The 13,784-nt window shown below is 71.1% G+C and carries 12 protein-coding genes; 8 read left to right on the top strand and 4 right to left on the bottom strand.

Annotated features, from left to right (window positions below):
* Positions 1 to 110: 110 nt before the first annotated feature.
* Entirely contained in the window at positions 111 to 1,235 is a 1,125-nt protein-coding gene (gene gcvT, locus AB0J93_RS18735) for a glycine cleavage system aminomethyltransferase GcvT (RefSeq protein WP_363923403.1), read from the bottom strand.
* A gap of 163 nt (positions 1,236 to 1,398) precedes the next feature.
* Between gcvT and AB0J93_RS18730 the strand changes: the two genes are divergently transcribed.
* Positions 1,399 to 2,970: a leucyl aminopeptidase gene (locus AB0J93_RS18730; protein WP_363923401.1), complete on the top strand. Its 1,572-nt coding sequence runs from the start codon at positions 1,399 to 1,401 to the stop codon at positions 2,968 to 2,970.
* 48 nt (positions 2,971 to 3,018) lie between these two features.
* Here the strand turns inward: AB0J93_RS18730 and AB0J93_RS18725 are convergent, their stop codons facing one another.
* Positions 3,019 to 3,348, bottom strand: coding sequence for a hypothetical protein (locus tag AB0J93_RS18725; protein ID WP_363923399.1), 330 nt, complete (start codon positions 3,346 to 3,348; stop codon positions 3,019 to 3,021).
* Positions 3,349 to 3,527: 179 nt separating this feature from the next.
* Between AB0J93_RS18725 and lpdA the strand changes: the two genes are divergently transcribed.
* Entirely contained in the window at positions 3,528 to 4,919 is a 1,392-nt protein-coding gene (gene lpdA / locus AB0J93_RS18720) for a dihydrolipoyl dehydrogenase (protein ID WP_363923397.1), read from the top strand.
* Positions 4,920 to 4,991: 72 nt separating this feature from the next.
* Positions 4,992 to 6,815, top strand: coding sequence for a 2-oxoglutarate dehydrogenase, E2 component, dihydrolipoamide succinyltransferase (sucB, locus tag AB0J93_RS18715; protein WP_363923395.1), 1,824 nt, complete (start codon positions 4,992 to 4,994; stop codon positions 6,813 to 6,815).
* A 201-nt stretch (positions 6,816 to 7,016) separates the two neighbouring features.
* Here sucB and AB0J93_RS18710 read toward each other — a convergent pair whose 3' ends face one another.
* A complete protein-coding gene (locus tag AB0J93_RS18710; RefSeq protein ID WP_363923393.1) occupies positions 7,017 to 7,961 on the bottom strand; it encodes an SDR family NAD(P)-dependent oxidoreductase in 945 nt (314 codons plus the stop codon).
* A gap of 137 nt (positions 7,962 to 8,098) precedes the next feature.
* Here AB0J93_RS18710 and AB0J93_RS18705 point away from each other — a divergent pair, with 137 nt between their 5' ends.
* Both AB0J93_RS18705 and AB0J93_RS18700 read left to right on the top strand, forming a co-directional pair.
* The gene (locus AB0J93_RS18705) at positions 8,099 to 8,677 is read left to right on the top strand and encodes a TetR family transcriptional regulator (protein ID WP_363923391.1); all 579 of its coding nucleotides are present in this window, start codon (positions 8,099 to 8,101) and stop codon (positions 8,675 to 8,677) included.
* Positions 8,678 to 8,722: 45 nt separating this feature from the next.
* Complete coding sequence (locus AB0J93_RS18700) at positions 8,723 to 10,045, top strand: low temperature requirement protein A (protein WP_363923389.1); 1,323 nt, start codon at positions 8,723 to 8,725, stop codon at positions 10,043 to 10,045.
* 170 nt (positions 10,046 to 10,215) lie between these two features.
* On the opposite strand, the gene AB0J93_RS18695 is transcribed toward AB0J93_RS18700, so the two are convergent.
* Positions 10,216 to 11,046, bottom strand: a complete 831-nt coding sequence (locus tag AB0J93_RS18695) for an alpha/beta hydrolase (protein WP_363923387.1) — start codon at positions 11,044 to 11,046, stop codon at positions 10,216 to 10,218.
* Positions 11,047 to 11,106: 60 nt separating this feature from the next.
* Between AB0J93_RS18695 and AB0J93_RS18690 the strand changes: the two genes are divergently transcribed.
* The 3 genes from AB0J93_RS18690 (at position 11,107) to AB0J93_RS18680 (ending at position 13,681) form a co-directional block, all read left to right on the top strand.
* On the top strand, positions 11,107 to 11,451 hold the full coding sequence (locus AB0J93_RS18690; protein WP_363923385.1) for a hypothetical protein: 345 nt from the start codon (positions 11,107 to 11,109) through the stop codon (positions 11,449 to 11,451).
* A gap of 275 nt (positions 11,452 to 11,726) precedes the next feature.
* The gene (locus AB0J93_RS18685) at positions 11,727 to 12,734 is read left to right on the top strand and encodes an aldo/keto reductase (protein WP_363923383.1); all 1,008 of its coding nucleotides are present in this window, start codon (positions 11,727 to 11,729) and stop codon (positions 12,732 to 12,734) included.
* Between the two features lie 47 nt (positions 12,735 to 12,781).
* Positions 12,782 to 13,681, top strand: a complete 900-nt coding sequence (locus AB0J93_RS18680; RefSeq protein WP_363923381.1) for a TIGR01777 family oxidoreductase — start codon at positions 12,782 to 12,784, stop codon at positions 13,679 to 13,681.
* Positions 13,682 to 13,784 lie beyond the last annotated feature (103 nt).

The following is a 13,784-nucleotide window of genomic DNA, read 5'->3' as shown; positions in this document are numbered from 1 at the left end:
TGGTTTGCGGCTGGTTTTTATCTTCAAGCTGCCGCTAACCTCTTTTTCAACGGTTGCTGGTGGGGTGGGTGGGTGGGTGGGTGGGTGGGTGGGTGGGTGGGTGGGATGGGTTATTTGACGGAGGGGTGGATGAAGGGGGGGCGGGTCAGGTGGACGGGGGTGCGGCGGTTGCGGATGTCGACGTGCAGCTCGGCGCCGTCGGGGAGGGCGGGGGCGGTGTCGATCAGGGCGAGGGCGATGCCCTGCTTCAGCGTGGGGCTGAAGGTGCCGCTGGTCACGATGCCGACCCGGGTGTCGCCCGCGTACACGGGCATGCCGGGGCGGGGAATGCCGCGGTCGACGACGACCAGGCCGCGCAGCGTACGCGCCGGACCGGCGGCCTTCTCCGCGACCAACGCGTCGCGGCCCCAGAAGGTCGGCTTGTCCCAGCCGACCGCCCAACCCGAGCGGGCCTGCACCGGCGTGATCTCCAACGAGAGGTCCTGACCGTGCAGCGGGTACCCCATCTCGGTGCGCAGCGTGTCCCGGGCGGCCAGCCCGCACGCCTGCGGCGCCGGCTCGGCGGCGAACAACGCGTCCCACACCGCTACCGCGTCGCCGGCCGGGACGACCAGCTCGTAGCCCAGCTCGCCGGTGTAGCCGGTACGGCAGACGGTCAGCTCGACCGCGCCGAGCGTCGCCGAGGTGAAGCTCATGTACCCGTGCTCGGTGGGCAGACCGAGCCCGCTCAGCAGTTCCGCCGACCGGGGGCCCTGCACCGCCAGTACGGCGTACCCCTCGTGTTCGTCGGTGATCGTGACCTGCGGCGGCGCGGCGGCGCGCAGCCGGCGTACCACCTCGGCGCTGTTCGCCGCGTTCGGGATGAGGAAGACGTGGTCGTCGGCGTACAGGTAGGCGATGATGTCGTCGACCACCCCGCCGGTCGCCTCGTCGCAACAGAGGGTGTACTGCGCCCGGCCCGACCCGATGCGGCCCAGGTCGTTGCTGAGGCAGGCGTTGACGAAATCCGCCGCCCCCGGCCCGGCCACCCGCACCTTGCCCAGGTGTGACACGTCGAACACGCCGACACCGGTACGCACCGCGGTGTGCTCGCGCAGCACCCCGCCGCCGGCGTACTCCAGGGGCATTTCCCAGCCGCCGAACGGAGCGAACTTGGCGCCGAGCGCGGTGTGCCGGCCGCCCAGCGGAGAACGACGCAGCCGGGTCGCGGCGGCGTCGGTGGTCACCTCGGTCATGGGTGGCAACTTACCGGGACGCAGCGGGCTGGTTAGCATCGGCGGGACCGCCGGATCACCCGGCGGGGCAGCAATGACGTCCGGCGGGTAAATCATCCGCCGGGGAACTCCACCGCCGGTACGCCACCACGCGACCGGCCCGGCCCGCCCGGGAGCAGCCTCCGTGACATCGCCCAGCACCACCCTGAGCCTGGTCGACACCGACCCCGCCGAGCTCGCCGTCGACGCGATCGTGATCGGCGTGCACAGTACGACCGGCGAGCAGGACGCCACCAGCGGCCCCGCCGGCGCCCTGCTGCTCGCCAGCGGCGCCGAGAGCATCGCCGCCGCCTTCGACGGCAAGCTGACCGAGACGCTGGCGCTGCTCGGCGCGACCGGCGGCCCGGGCGAGGTGATCAAGTTGGCGACGCTGGGCACGGTCACCGCGCCGGTGCTCGCCGCCGTCGGCCTCGGCCCGGAGCCCAGTGGTGCGGCACCCGCCCCGGAGACGCTGCGCCGGGCGGCGGGCGCCGCCGTGCGGGCCCTGGCCGGCGCGGCCCGGGTGGCGATGACGCTGCCGCTGCCCGACGACGCCGACGCCGCCGACGCGCTGCGCGCGGTGGCCGAGGGCGCACTGCTTGGCGGTTACCGCTTCGCCGGGTACAAGACCCGGCCACAGCCGGCCCGCCGCGAGCCGGTCGCCGAGGTGCTGGTGGCCGTACCGGACGCCGCGGACGCGGCAGCGCAGGCCGAGGTGACCCGGGCCCGGACGGTGGCCGGCGCGGTGCGGCGTACCCGCGACTGGGTGAACATCGCCCCGAACGAGCTGCGCCCGCCGGCCTTCGCCGACGCGGTTGCGGAGGCCGGTCGGGCGGCCGGCCTCGAGGTCGAGGTGCTCGACGAGGTCGCCCTGCGCGAGGGCGGGTACGGCGGCATCATCGCCGTCGGTCAGGGATCGGAGGCACCGCCGCGGCTGGTCAAGCTGACCTACACCCCGGACGGTGGCGGCACCGGTAAGCGGGTCGCCCTGGTCGGCAAGGGCATCACCTTCGACACCGGTGGCATCTCGATCAAGCCGGCGCAGGGCATGTGGGAGATGAAGTCCGACATGGCCGGTGCGGCGGCGGTGGCGGCCACCATGCTGGCGGTGGCCGAGCTGAAGCCGTCGGTGGCGGTCACCGGGTACGTGCCGATGGCGGAGAACATGCCGTCGGGCACCTCGTACCGGCCGGGCGACGTGATCACCATGTTCAACGGCAAGAAGGTGGAGGTGCTCAACACCGACGCCGAGGGCCGCATGATCCTCGGTGACGCGATGGCCCGGGCCTGCGCCGACGGCTGTGACTATCTGTTCGAGACCTCCACCCTGACCGGCGGCCAGGTCGTCTCGCTGGGCAAGCGGATCTCCGGCGTGATGGGCACGATGGAGCTGTGCGAGCGGGTCCGCGGCGCCGGTGACGCCGTCGGCGAGCCCGCCTGGCCGATGCCGCTGCCGGACGACGTGCGCAAGGGCATGGACTCCGACGTCGCCGACATCTCGCAGGTCAACGCGGGCATGGACCGGGCCGGCCACATGCTCCAGGGCGGTGTCTTCCTGCGTGAGTTCGTCACCGACGACGTCGCCTGGGCGCACATCGACATCGCCGGTCCCTCGTACCACTCGGGCGAGGCGACCGGCTACTGGACCAAGGGCGGCACCGGCGTCCCCGTCCGTACCCTGCTCCACCTGATCGACGACGTAGCCGCCAACGGCTGAGGTGTGTGCGGGGCCCCTTGTCGTTGGGTGAGGGGCCCCGGCGGGCCGTCAGTACTGCTCGGGGCGGCGTTTGCGGCGCTCGTTGTAGTCGCGCATGCGTTGCGGGTAGCCCATCAGCGCCACGTCGTAGATCGGGATGCTCAGCCGGTACGCGAACCGCCGCGCGCCGTCCGGCCCGTCGATCCGGCGTCGGGTCCACTCGCCGTCGTCGGCGATCAGGATCACGGTGGTCTCGGTGACGGTGGTACGCGGCTCGATGTACGCCTCGACGCCGTTACGGGTACGGATGAAGTTCTCAAGATGCTCCAGATCGGCACGATTGGCCGTACGGTCAGGGTCAGCCGCACGTGCCCGCTTGCTTCGCCGGAACAGTCCCACCGAGCCGTCTCCCCAGTCGTGGCGTATCGAAGGCAGAGCCAAGGGTACGTGGCGGCGACGTGTCGTTGGGCACCTCGGTACGCGGGTGCGACGCGGTGGTGACAAGATGGCCGAGGTGGGGTGTGTCCGTGTTACCCCGCCGTGACCCCCGATGCAGCGAAGCGACCTGGGAGTTGGACGTGAGCGAGCCGAACGACGCAACCTTCGACATCGTCATCCTCGGAGGTGGTAGCGGCGGTTACGCGACCGCACTGCGCGCCACCCAGTTGGGCCTCTCCGTGGCCCTCGTGGAGAAGGGCAAGCTCGGGGGCACCTGTCTGCACAACGGATGCATCCCGACCAAGGCGCTGCTGCATGCCGCCGAGATCGCCGACCAGACCCGCGAGTCGGAGCAGTTCGGTGTGAAGGCCGAACTGGTCGGCATCGACATGGCGGGGGTCAACTCGTACAAGGACGGCGTGATCTCGCGGCTCTACAAGGGCCTGCAGGGCATGCTCAAGGGCAACAAGTCGATCACGATCGTGGAGGGGCACGGCAAGCTGGTCGCGCCGAACGCGGTCGAGGTGGACGGAAAGCGGTACACCGGCCGCAACGTGGTGCTGGCCTCCGGGTCGTACGCCAAGAGCCTGCCGGGCCTGGAGATCGACGGCGAGCGGGTCATCACCAGCGACCACGCGCTGACCCTGGACCGGGTCCCCGCCTCGGCGATCGTGCTCGGCGGCGGCGTGATCGGCGTCGAGTTCGCAAGCGTGTGGAAGTCCTTCGGGGTGGACGTGACGATCGTCGAGGCGCTGCCCCGGCTGGTCGCCGCCGAGGACGAGGAGTCGTCGAAGGCGCTGGAGCGGGCCTTCCGCAAACGGAAGATCAACTTCAAGGTCGGCAAGCCGTTCGAGAAGGTCGAGAAGACCGACAACGGCGTGAAGGTGACAATCGCCGGCGGCGACACCGTCGAGGCCGAGCTGCTGCTGGTCGCCGTCGGCCGGGGCCCGAACACCGCCGACCTCGGCTACGAGGAGCAGGGCGTGAAGCTCGACCGCGGCTACGTGCTGACCGACGAGCGGCTGCGCACCAACGTGCCGAACGTCTACGCCGTGGGCGACATCGTGCCCGGCCTCCAGCTCGCCCACCGCGGTTTCCAGCAGGGCATCTTCGTCGCCGAGGAGATCGCCGGCCAGAACCCGGCGGTAATCGACGAGGCGGGCATTCCCCGGGTCACCTACAGCGACCCGGAGCTGGCGTCGGTCGGCCTCACCGAGGCGAAGGCCAAGGAGCAGTACGGCGCTGACAAGATCAAGACCTACAACTACAACCTCGGCGGCAACGGCAAGAGCCAGATCCTCAAGACGGCCGGTTTCGTGAAGCTGGTGCGGGTCGAGGACGGTCCGGTGGTCGGCGTGCACATGATCGGCGCGCGGGTCGGCGAGCTGGTCGGCGAGGCGCAGCTGATCTACAACTGGGAGGCGTACCCGGGCGAGGTGGCGCAGCTCGTGCACGCCCACCCGACGCAGAACGAGGCCCTGGGCGAGGCGCACCTCGCACTCGCCGGCAAGCCGCTGCACGCACACGCCTGACCACGACGTACCCGCGGCGTCCGGCGACGGGCGACGCTCCCCCCACCAGGGAAATGAAGGAGTCTGGAGAACATGCCGGTATCGGTCACCATGCCCCGGCTCGGCGAGAGCGTCACCGAGGGCACCGTCACGCGCTGGCTCAAGCAGGAGGGTGACACCGTCGAGGTCGACGAGCCGCTGCTCGAGGTTTCCACCGACAAGGTCGACACCGAGATTCCGTCCCCGGCGGCCGGGGTGCTGACCCGGATCGTGGTGGGCGAGGACGAGACGGCCGAGGTCGGCAGCGAGCTGGCGGTGATCTCCGGCGAGGGCGAGTCGGCTGGCGGCGGAGCCGCCCCGCAGCAGCAGGAGGCCCCGGCCGAGCAGGCCGCGGAGGCGGCCGAGGAGCCCGAGGCCGAGGCGGAGCAGCCGGCCGTCGAGGAGCCGGCCGAGCAGCCGGCGCAGGCGGCCCCGGCGCCGTCGGGCGAGGGCACCCCGGTGCAGATGCCGGCCCTGGGCGAGAGCGTCACCGAGGGTACGGTCACCCGCTGGCTCAAGCAGGTCGGCGAGACCGTCGAGGTCGACGAGCCGCTGCTGGAGGTCTCCACCGACAAGGTCGACACGGAGATCCCCTCACCGGTCGCCGGTACCGTCCTGGAGATCAAGGTCGCCGAGGACGAGACCGCCGAGGTCGGTGCGACCCTGGCCGTGGTCGGTGCCGCCGGTGGCGCGCCGGCCGAGGCGAAGCCGGAGCCGAAGCCCGAGCCGGAGGCGAAGCCCGAGCCGAAGCCGCAGCCCGAGCCGCAGGCGAAGCCGGAACCGAAGGTGTCCGAGCCGACGCCCGGCCTGTCGTACAACGAGCCGGCCGCCGAGGCCGAGACGGCGCAGGAGCCGGTCAAGGCCGAGCAGGCGGCGCAGCCGGCAGCCCCCACCCCACAGCGCGCGGCGGCACCGTCCAACGGCGGCGAGCAGGCGGCCGGTTACGTGACGCCGCTGGTACGCAAGCTGGCCAGCGAGCACAACGTGGACCTCGCCTCGGTCAACGGCACCGGTGTCGGCGGTCGGATCCGCAAGCAGGACGTGCTGGAGGCGGCGGAGAAGGCCCGCGCCGCCAAGGCCGCTCCCGCCCCGGCGGCGGCCCAGCCGGCCGCGGCCACCCCGACGAAGCCGGCCGCCAAGCCGCAGCCGAGCGCCAAGCGGGGCACCACCGAGAAGCTGCCGCGCATCCGCGCGGCCATCGCCAAGCGGATGCTGTCGTCGCTGCACGAGATGGCGCAGCTGACCACGGTGGTCGAGGTGGACGTCACCAAGGTCGCCAAGCTGCGGGCGCAGGCCAAGGAGTCGTTCCAGCAGCGGCACGGCGTCAAGCTGTCGTTCCTGCCGTTCTTCGCGCTCGCGGCCATCGAGGCGCTCCAGGCGTACCCGATCGTCAACGCCAGCATGGATCTGGACGGCGGGACGATCACCTACCCGGACGCCGAGAACCTCGGCATCGCGGTGGACACCGAGCGGGGCCTGCTGGTGCCGGTCATCCACAACGCCGGTGACCTCAACCTGGGCGGTATCGCCAAGCGGGTCGCCGACCTGGCCGAGCGGACCCGGACCAACAAGATCAGCCCGGACGAGATCGCCGGTGCGACCTTCACGCTGACCAACACCGGCAGCCGGGGTGCCCTCTTCGACACCCCGATCGTGCCGTCGCCGCAGTCGGCGATGCTGGGTACGGGTGCCGTGGTCAAGCGTCCGGTCGTGGTGAACGACCCGGATCTGGGCGAGGTCATCGCGGTACGCCAGATGGTCTACCTGGCTCTGTCCTACGACCACCGGCTGATCGACGGCGCCGACGCCGCCCGCTTCCTCACCGCCGTCAAGGAGCGCCTGGAAGCCGGCAACTTCGAAGCCGAACTGGGCCTCTAACCCCAGCACAGCAGCAGAGCGCCCCGGTCCACAAGGACCGGGGCGCCCTACTGCCCCCACCCACCCCACGCCTACCCACCCACCCACCTACCCGCCTGTTGATCATGAGGTTAGCGGCGTTTTTGATCTCAGAAAGTGCCGCCAACCTCATGATCAACGCGGCCCCACGGCCGGGGAGGGTGGGTGGGTTGGGTTCTGGGGCTAGGGGGTGAGGGTTTGGGTGCTGGTGGTCCAGAGGTGGTGGGCGGATTCGGGGTCGAGGGCGTAGTCGGCTACGCCGGTGCGGGTGCCTGGCTGGTTGGGGCCGGCCTGTTGACAGTCCTCGAAGTAGCGGCCGCCGACACCGTCGAGCAGGGGTGAGGTGGCCACCAGGACGGAGGTGGCGGCGCCCTGCTCCGGGGTCTTCCAGGACGGCGCGGCCGGGCCGCTCTGGGCGCGCAGCTTGGCCAGTTCCTCCTCGGTCACGTACCGCTGGAGATTGGTGCGGATCGAGCCAGGGTGCAGCGCGTTGACCAGGATGCCGTCGTCCGCCCAGCGCCGGCTCGCCTCGACGGCGAAGAGGATGTTGGCGGTCTTGGACTGCCCGTACGCGGCCCAGGGCTCGTAGGCCCGGCGCTCGAAGTGGATGTCGTCGAAGACGACCGGCGAGCGCAGGTGCGCCGCCGAACTGACCGAGACGATCCGGGCGCCCTGCGCGGCGGCGAGTGCCGGGCGCAGTCCGGTGGCGAGCGCGAAGTGCCCCAGGTGGTTGGTGGCGAACTGCATCTCCCAGCCCTGTGGGGTACGCATCTCCGGCGAGGCCATGAGGCCGGCGTTGTTGACCAGGATGTGCAGCGGGCCGTCCCAGTTCGCCACGAAGGCGGCAACCGAGGCCGGGTCGGCCAGGTCGAGCGGGGCCACGAAGACCCGGTCGTTGCCGGTCGTACCGATGATCTGCGCCGCTGCCTGGTCGCCCTGCTCGGGCTTGCGGACGGCGAGGGTGACGTCGGCACCGGCGGACGCGAGCGCCCGGGCGGTCTCCACGCCGATGCCCGACCCACCGCCGGTGACGACGACCCGACGGCCGGTGAGGTCAATGCCTGCGACGACCTCCAGCGCGGTGGACTCCGCGGTGAACGGGGTGCTGATAGGTGTGCCGATGGTCATGATCCATCCTTGTCTCAGATGTGCGGCGGGTCTGTCCGCCGCTACGATCAGAAGCGGAGGCTCCTCCGTTACCGCCAGGCTAACCGGAGGACCCTCCGTTTGCCAACCGGACGGAGGTCGACTGTCAGGAGGAGTACGTGCCGGAGCAGCCATCCCGACCGTTGCGCGCCGACGCGCTGCGCAACCGCCAGCGACTGCTGGAGGCGGCCGTCCGGGCGTTTTCCCGGTCCGGTGCGGAGGTAACCCTGGAGCAGATCGCCCGCGACGCGGGAGTGGGTATCGGCACGCTCTACCGACACTTCCCCACCCGTGAGGCCTTGGTCGAGGCCGCCTACCGCAACGAGTTGGAACGCCTCTGCGACTCCGCCGCCGAGCTACTCGAACGGCTACCACCGGAGGTAGCGACCCGGGCCTGGATGGACCACTTCATCGACTACCTCGCCACCAAGCGGGAGATGGCCGACGCGCTGCGCCTGGTGATCGCAGCCGGCACCAACCCGTTCGCGCAGAGCCGGGACCGGCTGATCGCGGCCGTGGACCGACTGCTGACGGCGGGCGCGGCGGCCGGCACCGTCCGATCGGACGTGGACCCCGGCGACGTCCTCGCCGGGCTCAGCGGAGTCTCGCTCGCCGCCGGTGGACGGGAGCAGCGCGACCAGGCCCAACGCCTGCTCGACCTGCTGATGGACGGCCTGCGGTACCGCCGGGCGGACTGATCGGAAACGGGCGTACGCCCAGGCCAGCGCTGCCAGACTCAGCGCGTGGGCGACATGGGCTGGCGGGGGCGGCTCGGGCCGGCCGTCGGCATCGCACCCGGCGCCCGGGTCGACAAGTTCGAGATCTTCTTCGACCTGGTCTTCGTCTTCTCGTTCTTCATCATCACCCGCGCCACCGCCGCCAACATCAACGGTCGCCAACTGCTGCACGCCGCCCTCGTGCTGGCCGTGCTCTGGTGGTGCTGGGTGGTGCACACGGTGGTGGCCACCCGGATCCGCATCGGCGAGGGTTTCGTGCCGGTGCTGATGGTCGTCGGGATGGCCGCGCTGTTCTGCTTCGCCCTCGCCCTGCCGCAGGCGTTCATGGACCACAAGGACGAGGCGGGGCCGGTCGTCGTCGCGGTCAGCTACGTGGTCATCCGGGCCATCCACCTGATCCTGTTCCTGCACGTCGTACGCGACAATCCGGCGGAACGCCGGCAACTGCTCCGCTACGCCCCCGAGCTGGCGCTGAGCACAATTCTGCTGCTGGTGGCCGCGCTGCTACCCACCCACATCGCCGATGCCGGGACCGCCGCCCTCGTTCGGGACGCGCTCTGGGTGACCGTGGTGCTGCTCCAGTACGGCACCGGGCTGCTGGCCCGCACCTGGGGCTGGCAGGTGACCTCGGCGGAGCACTGGACCGAACGGTACGACCTGATCCTGATCATCGCGCTCGGCGAATCGGTGATCTCCGTCGGCGTCGGCAGCAACCTGCTCGGTCAGGCACCGACCTGGCCCGGGGTGACCGCCGCCGTGCTCGGAATCTTCTTCACCGCCGCCCTCTGGTGGGCGCACTACGACCTGATCGGCCCGGCCGCCCGGATCGCCCTGCACGCCACCCTCGGTCCCGCCCGGGTGCTGATGGCCCGCGACGCCTACGCCTACCTCTACCTGCCGATGATCGCCGGGATCATCCTGTTCGCCCTCGGCGCCGAGGGCATCGTGCACGACGTCGCCGAACCCGGCGTACCGGTGACCGAGCCGGCGCATGGGCCGGACGTGCCGATGCTGTTCGGCGGGGTGTTCCTCTACCTGCTCGGGAACATGCTCTTCCAGCTACGCACCCTGCACACGCTGTCCTGGACCCGGGTCGCCACGCTTGTCGTCCTCGTCATCGGCGTCCCGGTCGCCATGCCGATGCCGGGCCTGGCCGCCCTCGGCCTGCTCACCGCGATCTGCATCGGCCTGGTCTTCGCCGAGGTCATCCTGATGTCCGAGGCCCGGCACACGCTGCGCGCGGTGGTCTTCGAGGAGCGCACCGCCCACGAGACCCACGAGGCCGCCTACCGCGCCCGCTGGCACGGCCAACCCCCCGGCACGACCTGACCCACGATCCGGGCGAGTCGCAGCTTCCTCCCCCAGCGTGGGGCTATGGCAGAGCACGCGCCCCGGGAGATCACCCAGCGGGAGTTGCGCAAAGAGTCCGGGTCGATCATGCGAGGCGATGACGTTCAGGTATGCGCCGACCTGCCGCCTGGGTGAGCGGGCCGCACGAATCACCGGCCCAGCAGGGCCTGCGCGGTGAGCCAACGGTGCAGCGTCATGGCCAGTTGTACGGGCTGGTCGAGCTGGATCAGGTGACCTGCTTCCTCGATCAGCTTGAGCTGGGTGCCCGGGATGAGGTCGGTCAGTCGGTGGGCACGGTCGACCGGAATCCAGGTGTCGTCCGTGCCCCACACCACCAGGACCGGCAGGTCCAGACGGGGGTAAAGGTCCTGGATCTCGTCGGTGTAGCGCTGGTCCGCCTGGGCGATCTGCCGGTAGAAAGCGGCCTGCCCGGTCGCATCGAGCCACGGAGACACGAGTGCCTGCATCTGGTCGGGTGTGAGACCCCGGTGGCTGGCTCCGGCGATGTAGGCCCGGAGTGCTCCTTCGTGGACGGCGGGCGGCATGGCGCTGAAAACGTCGGCGTTCTCGCGTACCAGCCGGAAGAAATCCGACCCCCAGGGAGCGAGCGCCACCACGTCGACAAGCGCCAGCGACGCGAACGAACAGCCGTGCAGGAGACGAGCCCGCAGCGCGACGGCGCCGCCGTAGTCGTGCGCCACGACATGTGGGGACGGCAGCTCCCAGTACGAGAGGAGGTCGGCCAGCAACTCACCCTGGACGTCCAGCGACACCCGGTGCTCTGGCAGCTTCGAGGAGAGCCCGTAACCGGGCATGTCCCACAGGTAGACCGTGAACTGGTCGCTCAGGGCCTCGGCGTAGGGGCCCCACAACTGCGACGACCACGGCGTCCCGTGGCACAACACGACGGCGGGCCCGGAACCCGTCCGACCCCATCGGACCGTACGTCCGCGCCACTCGAACTCTTCCGTCAGATCCATCCGGCCAAGATTGCCAGACGGTCATCGGTGCGAGCAGCTTCGGCTGGCTACGCTGCCCTCGTGAGCGGAGGACGCGAGCAGCCGGTCGAAGAAGCGCTCGCCGTGTTGCGGAGCGAGTTCGGGGCCGATGACGGCTCCTTCCTGTTGCAGCTACGCATCGACCTGGAATGGGATCGCGCGGCCTTCGCCCGCCTGGCGGCGGCGATGCGCGTCGTCTGTGAGCGGTACGACCGCCGCGAGGCGCCCGACCAGTGGCTTGTGGAGGGCTGTCGCTCGATCCCGAGTTGGGTTGCCGGGCATACCGCGCACCCCAGCTTCCCTCGGCCAGAACCCGAGAGCTACTACGTCGCGAGCCTCGACCGGCTGCGGGACCTGGCCGCCTGCATCCTCCACGGCATCAAATGACCTCGGCCACCACCTTGACGGCTGCCGACCGCCCGACCGCACCGACCGAGAGCTGCTGGACGAGGTCGCCAGCGACGAGTGGTGGCAGGACGTGACCCTCCCCCACCGACCTCGTCGAGTTGGAATGGATGCTCGCCGACAGCGGTGTCGGTGCCGCCGACGTGGACCGCATCGACGCGATCCTCACCTCCGTACGCGCCACCGCCACCCCCGCCCACGAGGTCGCGTAGGGCGCGCTTGACTTCGAGTGTGCTCTAAACGCGACGCTTGGCGGCATGACGATGACACGGAAACTGGGTCGCAGCGGGATCGAGGTCAGCGCCATCGGCATGGGGTGCTGGGCGATCGGCGGGCCGCTGTGGGGCGACGACCGGCAGCCGTTGGGCTGGGGCGAGGTCGACGACGAGGAGTCGGTGCGGGCCGTGCACGCGGCGATCGGGCACGGGGTGACGTTCTTCGACACGGCCAGCAACTACGGGGCCGGGCACAGCGAGCGGGTGCTCGGTCGGGCGGTCGCCGGGCGGCGCGACCAGGTGGTGATCGCCACCAAGTTCGGCTTCACCTCCGACGAGGCGACCCGCCGGGCCACCGGCGAGGACCACCGGCCCGAGTACGCGGTGGCGAGTCTGGAGGCGTCGCTGCGCCGGCTCGACACCGATCATGTCGACCTGTTGCAGCTGCACCTGAACGATCTGGCTCCGGCGCTCGCGCTCGACCTGGTCGACACGCTGGAGGGCCTGGTCACCCAGGGCAAGATCCGGGCGTACGGGTGGAGCACCGACCACCCCGACTCGGCTGCCGACTTCGCCCCGGCCGCCCCGCACTGCACGGCGATCCAGCACGACCAGTCCGTGCTGCGGGACAACGCCGAGATGCTTGCGGTCTGCGACAAGTACGACCTGGCCAGCATCAACCGGGGGCCGCTGGCGATGGGGCTGCTGACGGCCGCGACCCGGTCGCTTGGCGACGACGACGTGCGGGGGCGGGCACCGGAGTGGTTGCCCTGGTTCACCGACGGCCAACCGGCACCGCAGTGGGCACAGCGGGTGGCACAGGTACGCGCGGCACTCACCGCCGACGGCCGTACCCTCGCCCAGGGCGCGCTCGGCTGGCTGCTGGCCCGCAGCCCGCGTACGGTGCCGATTCCCGGCTTCCGCACGGTGGCCCAGGTCGAGGAGAACACCCGGGTGCTCGCCCTCGGGCCGCTGCCCGCCGACGCCTACGCGGAGGTCGAGCGGCACCTGTCGGAGCTACGTCCGGACGGGGCCGCCACGCGGGCGTGACCGACTCGACGCAGCCGGGCCGCCGCGCGTACCCGAAGATGGAGGGCATGCGGATCCTCATGGCCGGCGCGTCCGGCTTCCTCGGCACCCGGCTGGTCGACCTGCTCGTCGCCGACGGGCACCAGGTGACCCGGCTGGTACGACGGCCGCCGCGCGCCGCCGACGAGCGACGATGGTCGCCGTCGGCGGCGCAGTTGGACCCGACGGTGGTCGCCGAGGCCGACGCGGTGATCAACCTGGCCGGCGCGGGTGTCGGCGACCGGCGCTGGAACGACAGGTATCGGCAGCTGATCCGGTCCAGCCGGGTGGACACCACCAGCACCCTGGCCACCACGATCGCCGGTCTGCCGGTTGCCGACCGGCCGGAGGTGCTGTTGAACGCCTCGGCGATCGGCTGGTACGGCAACACCGGCGACCGGGTGGTCGAGGAGGACGCGCCGGCCGGCGAGGGCTTCCTCGCCGACGTGGCCCGGGTGTGGGAGGCGGCCACCCGGCCGGCCGAGGATGCCGGGGTACGGGTGGTGCGGCTGCGCACCGGGCTGCCGCTGCACCGCGACGGTGGGCTGCTCAAGCCGCAACTGCTGCCGTTCAAGCTTGGCATCGCGGGCCGGCTCGGCAGCGGCCGACAGTGGATTCCGTGGATCTCGATGACCGACTGGCTCAACGCCACCACGTTCCTGCTGGCCCGGGCCGACCTCGCCGGGCCGGTCAACGTGGTCGGCCCGGCCCCGGTCACCAACGCCGAGTTCACCCGCGAGCTGGCCCGCCAACTGAACCGCCCCGCGGTCATCCCGATCCCGGCGCTGGCCCTGAAGGTCGCCCTGGGCGGCTTCGCTCAGGAGGCCCTCACCAGCACCCGCGTCCTCCCCGGCGTCCTGAACCGCGCCCAGTTCACCTTCCGCCACCCCGACCTCCGCACCGCCCTCCAAGCCGCCCTCGAAGCCTGACCCGGCCCACCCTGACCCGGCCCACCCCTCCCCGTGCACGCGTTGATCATGAGGTTAGCGGCGAAGATGATCTCCAGGACTGCCGCTAACCTCATGATCAACG

The organism is Micromonospora sp. NPDC049374 (assembly GCF_040677165.1).
Lineage (GTDB): Bacteria > Actinomycetota > Actinomycetes > Mycobacteriales > Micromonosporaceae > Micromonospora.
The sequence above is the reverse complement of the archived record's forward strand: the minus strand, read 5'-3'. Positions and strand labels throughout refer to the sequence as shown.